Origin of the sequence: Hydrogenovibrio sp., from assembly GCF_049975065.1 — a bacterium.
Lineage (GTDB): Bacteria > Pseudomonadota > Gammaproteobacteria > Thiomicrospirales > Thiomicrospiraceae > Hydrogenovibrio.
On record NZ_JBNGDN010000044.1, the window covers coordinates 3,321 to 15,592 of the forward strand.

Annotated in this window: 14 protein-coding genes and 1 pseudogene; 1 reads left to right on the forward strand and 14 read right to left on the reverse strand. The window is 52.2% G+C overall.

Annotated features, from left to right (window positions below; all coding sequences use genetic code 11):
• From ACP5D0_RS06525 to ACP5D0_RS06585, 13 genes and pseudogenes are all read right to left on the reverse strand, one after another.
• Nucleotides 1-180: pseudogene (locus ACP5D0_RS06525) on the reverse strand (hypothetical protein); the annotation flags it as partial.
• A 132-nt stretch (nt 181-312) separates the two neighbouring features.
• Complete coding sequence (tmk, locus tag ACP5D0_RS06530) at nt 313-963, reverse strand: dTMP kinase (protein ID WP_472364857.1); 651 nt, start codon at nt 961-963, stop codon at nt 313-315.
• Between the two features lie 25 nt (nt 964-988).
• Nucleotides 989-1,996: an endolytic transglycosylase MltG gene (mltG, locus tag ACP5D0_RS06535; RefSeq protein WP_472364858.1), complete on the reverse strand. Its 1,008-nt coding sequence runs from the start codon at nt 1,994-1,996 to the stop codon at nt 989-991.
• A 62-nt stretch (nt 1,997-2,058) separates the two neighbouring features.
• A complete protein-coding gene (pabC, locus tag ACP5D0_RS06540) occupies nt 2,059-3,027 on the reverse strand; it encodes an aminodeoxychorismate lyase (protein ID WP_472364859.1) in 969 nt (322 codons plus the stop codon).
• Nucleotides 3,020-4,378, reverse strand: a complete 1,359-nt coding sequence (locus ACP5D0_RS06545; RefSeq protein WP_472364860.1) for an aminodeoxychorismate synthase component I — start codon at nt 4,376-4,378, stop codon at nt 3,020-3,022. Before ACP5D0_RS06545 ends, pabC begins: the two co-directional genes overlap by 8 nt.
• A 43-nt stretch (nt 4,379-4,421) precedes the next feature.
• A complete protein-coding gene (gene fabF, locus ACP5D0_RS06550) occupies nt 4,422-5,660 on the reverse strand; it encodes a beta-ketoacyl-ACP synthase II (protein WP_472364861.1) in 1,239 nt (412 codons plus the stop codon).
• Nucleotides 5,661-5,783: 123 nt separating this feature from the next.
• The gene (gene acpP / locus ACP5D0_RS06555; protein WP_068647895.1) at nt 5,784-6,020 is read right to left on the reverse strand and encodes an acyl carrier protein; all 237 of its coding nucleotides are present in this window, start codon (nt 6,018-6,020) and stop codon (nt 5,784-5,786) included.
• A 268-nt stretch (nt 6,021-6,288) separates the two neighbouring features.
• Nucleotides 6,289-7,029: a 3-oxoacyl-ACP reductase FabG gene (fabG, locus tag ACP5D0_RS06560; RefSeq protein ID WP_472364862.1), complete on the reverse strand. Its 741-nt coding sequence runs from the start codon at nt 7,027-7,029 to the stop codon at nt 6,289-6,291.
• Between the two features lie 9 nt (nt 7,030-7,038).
• On the reverse strand, nt 7,039-7,962 hold the full coding sequence (gene fabD, locus ACP5D0_RS06565; RefSeq protein WP_472364863.1) for an ACP S-malonyltransferase: 924 nt from the start codon (nt 7,960-7,962) through the stop codon (nt 7,039-7,041).
• Nucleotides 7,963-8,011: 49 nt separating this feature from the next.
• On the reverse strand, nt 8,012-8,989 hold the full coding sequence (locus tag ACP5D0_RS06570; RefSeq protein ID WP_472364864.1) for a beta-ketoacyl-ACP synthase III: 978 nt from the start codon (nt 8,987-8,989) through the stop codon (nt 8,012-8,014).
• Between the two features lie 27 nt (nt 8,990-9,016).
• Nucleotides 9,017-10,078, reverse strand: coding sequence for a phosphate acyltransferase PlsX (gene plsX / locus ACP5D0_RS06575; RefSeq protein WP_472364865.1), 1,062 nt, complete (start codon nt 10,076-10,078; stop codon nt 9,017-9,019).
• 106 nt (nt 10,079-10,184) lie between these two features.
• Entirely contained in the window at nt 10,185-10,358 is a 174-nt protein-coding gene (gene rpmF, locus ACP5D0_RS06580; protein WP_472364866.1) for a 50S ribosomal protein L32, read from the reverse strand.
• Between the two features lie 17 nt (nt 10,359-10,375).
• Nucleotides 10,376-10,927: a YceD family protein gene (locus tag ACP5D0_RS06585; RefSeq protein ID WP_472364867.1), complete on the reverse strand. Its 552-nt coding sequence runs from the start codon at nt 10,925-10,927 to the stop codon at nt 10,376-10,378.
• 91 nt (nt 10,928-11,018) lie between these two features.
• On the opposite strand from ACP5D0_RS06585, the gene ACP5D0_RS06590 reads away from it, so the two are divergent.
• Nucleotides 11,019-11,618: a Maf family protein gene (locus ACP5D0_RS06590; protein WP_472364868.1), complete on the forward strand. Its 600-nt coding sequence runs from the start codon at nt 11,019-11,021 to the stop codon at nt 11,616-11,618.
• Nucleotides 11,619-11,640: 22 nt separating this feature from the next.
• Here the strand turns inward: ACP5D0_RS06590 and ACP5D0_RS06595 are convergent.
• Nucleotides 11,641-12,272, reverse strand: a 632-nt coding sequence (locus ACP5D0_RS06595) for an HAD family hydrolase (protein WP_472364869.1), incomplete at its 5' end; no start/stop codon positions are given.

Sequence of the window (12,272 nt, forward strand, 5' to 3'; positions counted from 1 at the left end):
GACACCCGGGGTCTGACACAACAACCCGTGCGCCATTTCACGCGCAAACGCTTCAAGACCCATGCCCGCCGCACCGGACAACAGATACGCCTGCCCCAAATGGGCGGCTTGCTGCTGCCAAGCTTGCCAAGCGGTTTCCTGCCAGGGAAAAATCATCGCGTCACCATCCGTTTTAGCCACCCATCGTTTTTTCGTGCCGTATCACGCTGGTTCATAGGTAGATTGATTCTCATTTCGTTCACGGGAAGTTTGCATTCTAACACCCCAGAGCACTTGGTGAAATGCGTTTTGAAAAGACTTATCTTCGAAAGTCTAACTTAACATACTCATCAAAGCGGCTTGCAATTGCGCTTGAACCGCTTCCAACGGCTGCTGCGCGTCCAAGACGGTATAGCGCTCCGGTGCTTGTTCGGCCCGCATCAAATAAGTCGCGCGGACTTTTTCAAAGAAATCGATTTTTTCCTGCTCAAAACGGTCAAAGTGTTGCCCTGACAGCTCGGCCCGTGCCGCCACCCGCTTCATGCCTTCTTCAATGGGTAAATCAAACACAAACGTCCGATTGGGAAACTGCCCCTTCTGAACCCATTGCTCGATTTCGGCAATCCGCTCGAACGACAAACCGCGTGCACCGCCCTGATAGGCATAGGTCGCATCGGTAAAACGGTCGGAAATCACCCACTTGCCGGCGGCCAACGCCGGTCGAATTTTTTCCTGCAAATGTTGATTGCGCGCGGCGAACATTAATAACAATTCCGTGTCGGGCGTCATCTCACCGTATTGCTTGTCGAGCAAAATGTGCCTGACCGCTTCACCAATGGCGGTGCCGCCCGGCTCTCGCGTCACCACCACGTCGATGCCTCGCTTGCGCAACCACTGCTCAATAAACATCAAATTGGTGGATTTTCCGGCACCTTCGGTTCCTTCGAGTGTAATGAATTGACCGGGCTGTGTGACTTGAGACATGAATAAATCCTATGGGCTGCTTGAATTACTGACGCGATAAAATGTATTTTCGCACCGCGCGATTGTGCTCTTGCAAAGTGTTGGAAAACACATGCTGACCGTTGCCCTTGGAAACAAAGTATAACGCTTGGGTGGTCGCTGGGTTCAACACCGCACGAATCGCATCGGCACTGGCCAGTGCAATCGGCGTCGGCGGCAGCCCATTAATGCGATAGGTGTTGTAAGCGGTTTTGGTTTGAATGTCTTTTTTGCGGATATTGCCGTCATAGGCCGCGCCCATACCGTAAATAATGGTCGGATCCGACTGCAGGCGCATACCTTTGCGCAAGCGGTTGACAAACACCCCGGCAATCATCGGCCGCTCGGGCGCGTAGCCGGTTTCCTTTTCCACAATCGACGCCAGAATCAGCGCCTCGTAAGGCGTTTGAATGGGTAGATCTTTGGCACGATTTTGCCAGGCCTGGTCAAGCGTCTTTCTCAAAGAGGCGTGCGAACGTTGCAAGACTGACAGATCGGTTTCGCCCGCCGAATAAAAATAGGTTTCCGGCAGGAACTGACCTTCCAAAGGGTGTTTCAAACCCAACGCGGCCTGAATCGCGGCAAGATCGCCGTAATCCAGTACCTTGTTCAGTTTCGGTGCCTGCTGTAAATTGGCCAAGCTTTGCTGAACGGTTTCACCAGCAATCAGCGTCAGCGGGTAGGTCACGGTTTTGCCTTGAATCAAGGCATCAATCAATTCGTCCAATGTCCAGTTCGGGCGAATTTCAATTTCCCCCGCCTTCACCTGCTCGGCTTGCCCTCGCCATTTCAGCACCCACAGCAACCATTCCGGATGGCGCACCAGTTGCGCGTCATAAAGACGCTGCACCACTTGTCGCGCCGTGGCCCCTTTGGGAATGGACACCACCTGTGATTCGGTTTGCGATGAAATCGGCTGCGTCAAAAACTGGCGAAACGCCCAACCTTCCACAGACAGCCAAATCACCAGTAGGCAAGCCACCAGTGTGTAGGTAAACAGTTTAATTTTTTGCATAACAAACGCCTTTTACGAGCCGCATCAGTGAAACCCGTTTACACCCTCTATTTGTCCGATTCCTATTGCCTGACTTGCAAGCTCTGCGGGTCAGTTAATTGCCCCTGTTGCCAATTAAACCAGGCCTGGGCAATTGCCTGAACCGGTTCGGTGGCGAGGTCACGTGTTTGAAATTGCTTAACCGGCATAATACCGCGAATCCCATTACAACAAAAAATCGACTCCGCTTCCAGACAGGCCTGCAACGTCAAAGACGCTTCTTCAACCTGAGTGTCCAGCCCCGCTTGTGCCAAAGCGGTATTCAACGACTGCAGGCAGGTGCCTTTGACGCCACTGTGTGTCAGGTCGGGTGTCAGTAAGCGCCCATTTTGCAGCACCACCAAATTCGCCTGAGTCGCCCCAATGACCGCGCCTGCACTGTCTAACATAATGGCTTCGTCAAAATCCGTGTCGGCCAACGCCTGCCTTGCAAGCACATTATCCAGTCGATTCAGGTGCTTCAGCCCCGCCAGTTGCGACTGCCGCGCCGCTTCCACAGGTGACACCGTCAAGGATAGCTCAAACAGCGGCCAGTGCTTTGAATCGACCATCAGCGCCGAGGTGGCTTGCGTATCGGGAAAGGGCAAACGCTGCAAGTACACCACCGGTCTGGCGGCTTCCGGTGGCTGATAGCCCCGCCCGCCAAGCCCGCGTGTGACTAAAACCTTCACCACCTCCAGTGCCTGCGGCGGACGCGACGCCACCAGTGCCTTGAGATCACTGAACAGCGCGACCCAATTAAGCTCGGGAAACCCTAAACGCTGCTGACTTTGCAGCAATCGAGCTTGGTGTGCCGCCCAATTGGCGATACGCCCCTCCACCAACAGCAAGCTGGTAAAAAAGCCATCGCCATACATTAACGCCCGATCCAGATTTGCGTCCGCCAAAGGTTCGCCGTTTCGCCAGGCCTGGGGTTTTAAGCGCCGGGCGGCCATTTGTGCGCTGGCCTGTGTGTGCGACTGAGTCGGCATGGATGCCCCCTTTTTAGTCATTACCCGCTCCGGCGGACAAGGCATTTAACAGGCCTTTCGCCTTATGACGTGCCTCCTGCAACTCACGTTCCGCAACCGAGTCGGCGACGATCCCGGCACCGGTGCGCAATGATAATTGCTGGTCACGCTGTAAAAAACTGCGAATCAAGATATTAAAATCCATCGAACCGTCTCGGTTAATATAGCCTAAAGAACCCGTGTAAGCCTGACGCGGTGCCTGCTCCAGCTCCGCAATAATTTCCATGCAGCGCACTTTCGGGCAACCGGTAATGGTACCACCTGGGAAGGTGGCGTGTAGCACTTCCAGCGGAGTCATGCCCGCTTGCAAATGCCCCCGCACATTGGAGACGATGTGGTGAACGTGTTCATAGCTTTCCACCACCATCAACTCATTCACCTCAACCGTACCGGGCACGCAAATGCGCCCCAGGTCATTGCGTACCAAATCAATCAACATAATATGCTCGGCGCGCTCCTTGGGGTGTGAGATCAGTTCCTCTACCAAGGCATGGTCGCCAGCGGCATCGGCGAGGCGCTTACGAGTTCCGGCAATCGGACGCGCCTCCACCCAGTCACCATGCGTTCGAACCAAACGCTCCGGCGATGAACTCAATAACTGCCAGTCACCAAACTGTGCGCAGGCCGCGAAAGGAGCCGGGTTATGACGGCGCAAGGCGGCATACACTTCGACGTAATCACCGGACGCCAGGGTAAAACGCCACTCGCGCGACAGATTGACCTGAAAAATATCACCGGCCAGAATGTAGTCTTTAATCGCCTGAATGCCGTTGAGATACTTGGAGTCCGGCTCTTCCCAAGTGTCGGCGACGCTGAGGGGCTTAGGCGACGTTTCGGCGGCATTCGACCAGGCCTGGGCCTTTTCGAGATCGCGCTGCATATCCGCCAAGCAGTCTTCAAACCCAACCTCTGCCACCAGGTGCCACTGGTGATGCAGATGATCCACAATCACTGCGGCGGGAATGCGCACCAACACCGCCAATGGCAAGTCCGACGCGGGCAAAGCCAAGCTTGGTTCCACTACCTGAGCATATTCATAACTGAAATAGCCAAACCAACCGCCGGAAAAAGGTAAATCCAACTCGGTCGCTTCGGTATGAAGGGCGTGATAATCTTCGTGAAAGCCTTGTTGAAAAGCCTCCGCTTCCGCAGCGTCCTTCAGAACCCGTTTTTCCTGCGGAAACGCAAATAAGATATCGTAACGCCCCAACTGGCCGTGCGCCACACTTTGTAACAAAAAAGGGTAACGCTGTGCATTCAAACGATGAAGTGCCAGCACATCCATATCCGAACCCGCAAAAGTCAAGCATTTGACGCTCGGCGAAACGCTCATAAGCCGTCCATCCGTAATGCGGGGTGGTCGAAAAACCTTTCCATCAGATCTTGGCAAACACCAACGAGGCATTGGTGCCGCCAAAGCCCAGCGAATTGGAAACCGCGTAATCCATTTTCGCTTGACGCGCTTCACCGACGACGAAATCCAAATCGCACCCTTCTGCGGGGTCCGTTAAATTCATGGTCGGCAGCATCACCTGTTCCTGCAACATCAGCGCGGTAAACACCGCTTCCATGGCACCAGCGGCGCCAAGCGCATGACCCGTCATCGACTTAGTGGAGCTGACCGCCAACTGATAGGCGTGGGTGCCAAAAACCGATTTAATGGCGCTGGCTTCACACACATCTCCCGCGGGCGTGGAGGTTCCGTGCGCATTGATGTAATCAATTTGTTCCACATTCAATTCAGCATTGCGCAAGGCATTCTGAATGCAACGCGCCCCGCCTTCACCGCCTTCGGCCGGTTTCGTCATGTGGAACGCATCCCCACTCATCCCAAAACCGACCACTTCACAATAAATGTGCGCACCGCGCGCTTTAGCGTGTTCGTAGTCTTCCAACACCACGGCACCGGCACCGTCACTGAGCACAAAGCCATCACGTCCTTTATCCCAGGGGCGGCTCGCCGTGTGTGGGTCGTCGTTTCGAGTCGAAAGTGCCTTGGCGGCCGCAAAGCCACCCAACCCCAAAGGCGTAGTGGCCTGTTCGGCACCGCCCGCCACCATGACATCCGCATCCCCAAACTGAATCATGCGGTAGGCATCACCGATACTGTGCGTGCCGCTGGCACAGGCGGTGCCAATGGCCATATTCGGCCCTTTCAAACCATGCAGGATCGACAGGTTTCCAGACACCATATTGATAATGGCACTGGGCACAAAAAAAGGTGAAATGCGGCGCGGCCCAGATGCTTGCAACACCGAGTGCTGTTTTTCAATGGCACCGATGCCGCCAATGCCCGACCCGATGGACACCCCTATGCGCTCGGCATTCTCTTCGATCACTTCCAAACCGGAATCTTTCAGAGCTTGCGTACCTGCGGCCAACCCATAATGGATGAATGGATCCATTTTCTTCGCTTCTTTGGGCGTAATGTATTCGGTAATATCAAAGTCCTTAATTTCACCACCGAAAGTGACACTGAAACCGTCCGTATCAAACCCTTTAATGGTATCAATACCGCTTTGTCCCTTCAATAAAGCCTTCCAGGTGGTTTCTACCGTATTTCCGACCGGGGTGACACAACCGATTCCCGTGATCACAACACGACGCATTTTCATGATTTTTCCTTCCGATATAGGGTCTGAACCCGAGCCATAGCAAGCGGGTGAGGGTGACCAGAAATAAAAAAAGCCGTAAAAACGGCTTTTCTGAATCCAATTCAGTTTTCGTAACTGTCGGGATTACTCTAGATTGGCTTCCACATAAGCGGTGGCTTGCGCCAAGGTTGAAATTTTTTCAGCTTCTTCATCCGGAATTTCACAATCAAATTCTTCTTCCAGCGCCATTACCAACTCAACGGTGTCCAATGAATCCGCACCCAAGTCATCGATAAAAGAAGCGTCAGGCGTGACCTGATCTTCTTCAACACCCAATTGTTCTACAACAATTTTTTTGACGCGTTCTTCAATACTGCTCATGGAATCTTCTCCGGTTTTCTCGTTAAATTAAAAAGTCTTTAAAATCTTTATAAACCTTGCGACAAATCGAATCGTCTTAAACCCGACAAACTGTGCGGTGCTAAAACGCTTTCGGTGCAAGACAATGGTCAAAATGGTTCGTAAATTCTGCTTATTTTCGCCTTATATTGAATTTTTTTCAAGCAATTTTCAAAAACCAAGTCAATTGCGAATTGAAATGGCCTTTTCGCAGAACCCACAACCCAGTACAACACTTCCAGAAGAAGTGTTAAATCATATACATACCACCATTGACGTTCAGGGTCTGACCCGTAATGTAACTACCGCCTTCCGACGCCAAAAAAGTAACGGTTTTGGCGATGTCTTCCGGCTCACCCAAACGCTTCAATGGAATCTGCTGCGTCAAGGCGTCGCGCTGTTCTTGCGGTAAAGCGCGCGTCATATCCGTGTCGATAAACCCAGGTGCCACCGTATTAACAGTGACATTCTTAGCACCGATTTCCCGCGCCAACGATTTAGTGAACCCCATGATTCCCGCTTTAGCGGCAGCGTAGTTGGTTTGCCCAGCATTCCCCATTACGCCGACAACGGAGGCAATATTAATAATCGCCCCTTGCTTGGCCTTCATCATGCCACGCAAACAGGCCTTGGACATACGGTAAACCGAACTGAGATTGGTGTCGATAATATCATCCCATTCATCGTCTTTCATGCGCATCAGCAAGTTGTCACGTGTAATGCCGGCATTGTTGACCAGAATCGTGGGGGTACCGAATTCTTGGGTCACGTCACTCAATACCGTGGCAATCATTTCGGCATCAGTGACATTCAGGCATTTACCCACCCCTTGCGCACTGGCGGCCTGTAAATAATCGGTAATGGCCTGCGCACCTTTTTCGGAGGTGGCCGTTCCAATGACAGTTGCGCCATTCGCCGCCAAATCCAATGCAATGGCTTTTCCGATGCCGCGACTGGCGCCTGTGACAAAGGCTATTTTTCCAGATAACATAGGTCTTCCTTAGAGAGTTTCCAACGATGCGGTAAGTGTAGCCGAATCGTAAATTGCTTGCATCCCCATTTTACGGTCAATGCGGCGGTTTAACCCCATCAACACCTTACCCGGGCCCAACTCATAGAGACGCTCCACGCCCAAGGCTTTCATTTTTTCAACCGTCTTTACCCACTGCACCGGACGGTATAATTGTTCCACCAAAGCTTGTTTGGTGGCGGCTTCCGACGCTGAGATGTCAACATTAACATTATGCAACACCGGAATGGTCGGTGTGTTGAATGTCATTCCATTCAATTTTTCAGCCAAGGCCTCCGCAGCCGGCTTCATCAGAGAACAGTGAGACGGTACGCTGACCGCCAGCGGCACGACGCGTTTCGCACCGGCTTCTTCAAACACTGGCAAAACAGCCTCCACCGCCGCTTTGGCACCGGCAATCACCACCTGACCCGGTGAATTGAAGTTCACCGCTTCCACCACACCATCGGCGGCAGCACAAATATCGACAATTTGCTGATCTTCCAACCCTAAAACCGCCGCCATGGCACCTTCACCGGCCGGGACAGCGGCTTGCATCAAGCGTCCGCGCTCGGCGACCAATTCCACACCTTGCGCCAAAGTCATCACATCGGCGGCGACCAACGCGGTGTATTCACCCAAAGAATGGCCGGCCAGATAGGCTGGCGACAGCGGCTTTTGCTCCGCCATGGCACGCCAGATGGCAATGCCGGCTGTTAACATCGCCGGTTGGGTCACATCGGTTTGGTTCAATGTTTCTTCCGGCCCGTTTTGCACCACATGCCAAAGGTCGTAACCCAAGGCTTCAGAAGCTTCATCAAAGGTGGATTTTACAACGGCTTGCTGCTCGGCGATATCGGCCAGCATACCAACGGATTGCGATCCCTGTCCGGGAAAAACAAACGCATAAGACATAAACGAAACCTTCCTTCAATCTGATTAATCTGAAATTGACCAGGCCTGGTCAATAACGCAACAGCGCCGAACCCCAGGTAAATCCGCCGCCGAATGCTTCCAACAGCACCAATTGACCTTTTTGGATACGCCCGTCTCGGACGGCTTCATTCAAGGCCAACGGGATGGAGGCACTGGACGTATTGGCGTGTTTATTGACCGTGACCACCACCTGCTGTTCAGTCAAGCCCAGCTTTTTGCCGGTCGCGTTGATAATGCGCAAATTGGCCTGATGCGGCACCAACCAATCCAACTGTTCTTTTTCAACCCCGTTGGCATCCAACGTTTGGGTGGCGATTCGGCTCAAGGTATTCACCGCGACTTTAAAGACCTCATTGCCTTTCATGGTCATGGTGCGTTCGGCAATATCATCGGTTTTCGGTAATTTGGAGGGGCCGGAGGGAACATGAAGCAAATTCTCATACTGGCCATCAGCGTGAATGTGGGTGGATAAAATACCCGGCTCGGAGGAAGCCGCCAAAATCACCGCACCGGCACCGTCGCCCCAAAGAATGCAATTGGTGCGATCCTGCCAATTGGTGATGCGGGACAGCGTTTCGGCCCCCACCACCAGCACACACTTGGCCGCACCGGTTTTAATAAACTGATCCGCCACACTTAACGCGTAAACAAAACCGGTACAGACGGCTTGCAGATCAAACGCGGGACAACCGTGAATATCCAGACGCTGCTGAAGAAGGCAGGCGGTACTCGGAAAAATTTTATCCGGCGTTGTGGTCGCGACAATAATCATGTCTATGGCGTCTTTATTAATACCAGCGTGTTCCATAGCCGCCAGAGCCGCTTTTTCAGCCAAGTCACTGGTGGTCTGGTCGTCGGCGACGATATGGCGTTGTTCAATCCCGGTACGTTCGCGAATCCACTCGTCACTGGTATCGACCATTTCCTCCAATTCGACATTGGTCATCACCCTTTCAGGAAGATAGCCGCCCGTTCCAATCATTCGACTGTAAATTTTTTGACTCATAAAACCTGCTTTAACTGTTGTCGCACACTATTTTTCGTCGGCTAACGTCACATCTTCCGCAAGTGTTGCATCGACAACCGTGCGATTATCCAAAATGGTTTTGACTTCCGAAGCAATCAGGCCGGGTACATTCTTGGTCACCTCTAGTCGCGCTTCAGCAATGGCATGAAAGAAGGACAGTGCATCGGCACCACCGTGACTTTTCACCACAATTTTGCGTAACCCCAATAGGGAGGCTCCATTATAGCGCCTTGGATCCACTTTTTGCTTAAAAGCCTTCAAAACCGGATAAGCCACCAAACCGGCCAGCTTGGTAAGGAGGTTTTTATTGAAGGCCTCGCGCAGATAAAAGGCAATCATTTTGGCCACGCCTTCACTCGATTTCAGCGCGACATTGCCGTCAAAGCCATCACAGGTCACCACGTCCACATCGCCCTGATAGATTTCATCCCCTTCCACATAGCCGACGTAATTAATAGCACTGTTTTTTAGCAACGCATTCGCATCTTTAATGCGTTGATGGCCTTTGATTTCTTCTTCGCCGATATTCAAAAGCGCCACACGTGGGTGAGCATTATTATCAATCGCTTTCGCCAGAGCGGACCCCATGACACCAAACTGCGCCAGACTCTGACCATCGGCACCGACATTGGCACCGAGATCCAAAACATGCACATGCCCTTTCATCGTGGGCATTTGGGTGCAGATGGCGGGGCGATCAATACCCGGCAGGGTTTTCAGCACAAATTTAGAAACGGCCATCAAGGCGCCGGTATTCCCGGCACTGACACACGCCTGAGCCACATCATCCTTGACCAGATTCAATGCAATACGCATGGACGACTTGCGTTTATTACGCAAGGCTTTCGATGGCAGGTCATCCATTTCAACCACCTGCTCGGCGTGCTCAACACGCAACCTGGAAGCGTCATACTGATGTGACGATAAGGCTTTTTCAATCAAAGATTGGTTGCCTACAAGAATAATGGACACGTCCGGAAATTTTGCCAGAGCATCCAGCGAAGCTGGCACCGTGACCTGGACACCGTGATCACCGCCCATCGCGTCGATAGCAATATTGATACTCAAGATCGATTCCTAAACACTCAAGCCCGTCAGAAACGGACATAACGATCACTCAAAAGAAAAACCCCGTTGAATCAACAGGGTTTTAGGGAAAGACTACAGCTTGAAATCACTTGTCTTGAATGACTTTTTTGCCTTTGTAGTAGCCATCGGCGGTCACATGGTGACGACGGTGCATTTCACCGGACGTTTCATCAACGGTGATGGCCGTCGCACTCAAAGCATCGTGCGAACGACGCATACCGCGACGGGATGGGGTTTTACGACTTTTCTGAACAGCCATGGTATTTCTCCTGAAATTTAATTCGGTTTATTTTTAAACCCTTTCAAAACAGCAAAAGGGGTTTCTTGGGAATGCAACGTTTCGGGCAACGTTTCGGCTTCCGGCCACGCATCCGAATTGGATGCATTGAGAGAGTGCATCTCACTGGCCTCATTAATCGGTGACAAAGGCACCAGCAACAGCAACTCATCCTCAACCAGCGTCATCAGGGAGATTTTATCTTCAGATAACTCGTAAACCTCGACATCGGACGGCAAATCCTCCGCCAATGACATGGATTCAACAAAAACGCCAACAATCTTGGAAGAGACAGAGAACTCAAACGGCTGGAGCGAGCGTTGGCACTCAAGCACCATAACCGTCTCCACTCGCATTTCAAAGGCATGCATTTTGTGCTGCGGATGTCTAAAAAACCGTACATCTACATCCACATCCTTGTCCGCTTGAACCAACTGCTGTTTCAACCTCGGAAAGGCCGCCTGTTTGACTCTGGCAACAAAATGTTTATGATGTTGCGAAGAGTGGACAGGGTCGATTAAATCCGGAAGCTTGTTTAACATGGCGCGCATAATACTCTCATTACCCTTTAAAGTCAAAAATAAATCACCGCTGTTTTCGCCACCCACTATTTGCAATTTTCAGAAAAAACAAAGGCCTAGCATGCCCCTACCCCAAATCGTTTTAGCCTCCAGCTCGCCCTATCGCAAAACCCAGCTTTCCAAACTGCAACTGCCTTTCGTGACAGCCCGCCCCGACCTGGATGAAACACCTCTGCCAAATGAAAGCGTCAGCGACATGGTGAACCGCCTGACACTGGCCAAGGCCAAGGCCGTTGCAGACGACTTTCCAGAGGCGATCATCATCGCGTCCGACCAGAGCGCCAGCTTTAACAACCGCCCCGTCGGCAAGCCCCATTCGTATGACAAGGCCGTGAAACAACTCCAAGCCTTCAGCGGGAACACGGTCACCTTTTTGACAGGCCTGGTGGTTTTAACCCCTCACGATCACCGCGCCCTGCAAACGCTGGATAAAACCTTCGTCACCTTTCGAGACTTATCCGACAGCGACATTCACAACTACCTGACCCTTGAAGCGCCTTATGATTGCGCCGGTAGCTTTAAATCCGAAGGACTGGGCGTCACTTTATTCGAATCCATCGACAGCAAAGATCCGAACGCCCTAATCGGCCTACCGATGATTGCCTTGTGCCACGCACTCAGAGAAAGTGGCGTGCCACTGCCCTATTTGGAAACTGCCTAAAAGTTGCCACGATCAAACCGCACTACAATCGCGCCTTTAACCAGGCCTGCAGCGACACTAAATCATCGAAACTGGCGACCGGGTCAAACGCCTGCAAACGCGCCAGTTCATGCACCCCATGACTGAGCGCAATGCGATCCATCTCAATGGCTTGCGCCATCTGCATATCAAATTCTGTGTCCCCCACCATCACCGCCTGCTCCGGCGTCAACTCAAATTCCGCCAGAATCTGCTGCAACATCAACGGACTGGGCTTGGATTCGGACTCCACCGGGGTGCGCGTGAAATGAAAATACTCCCCAAAGCCCACCTCGTCCAAAACTTGATCCAGCCCTTTTCGGCTTTTGCCGGTGGCAATGGCCACCTTCACCTCGGTGGCTTGCAAATACTGCAACAAACTCTCTGCACCCGCAAACGGTTGCATTGGCACACCGGATTCCGCCAGAAAACAATCTGTGTACCCCTTGGCCATCGCCTCAATACCCGCCGCATCCGCGTCGGGGTACAGCGATAAAATCGCTTTTTCCAGACTCAAACCGATGATTTGTTTGGAAACATCGTACGGCAATACTGGAAAACCTACTCGCTCCGCCGCGGTTTGAATCGACGACACAATTCGTGCCTCCGAATTCATCAGCGTTCCATCCCAGTCAA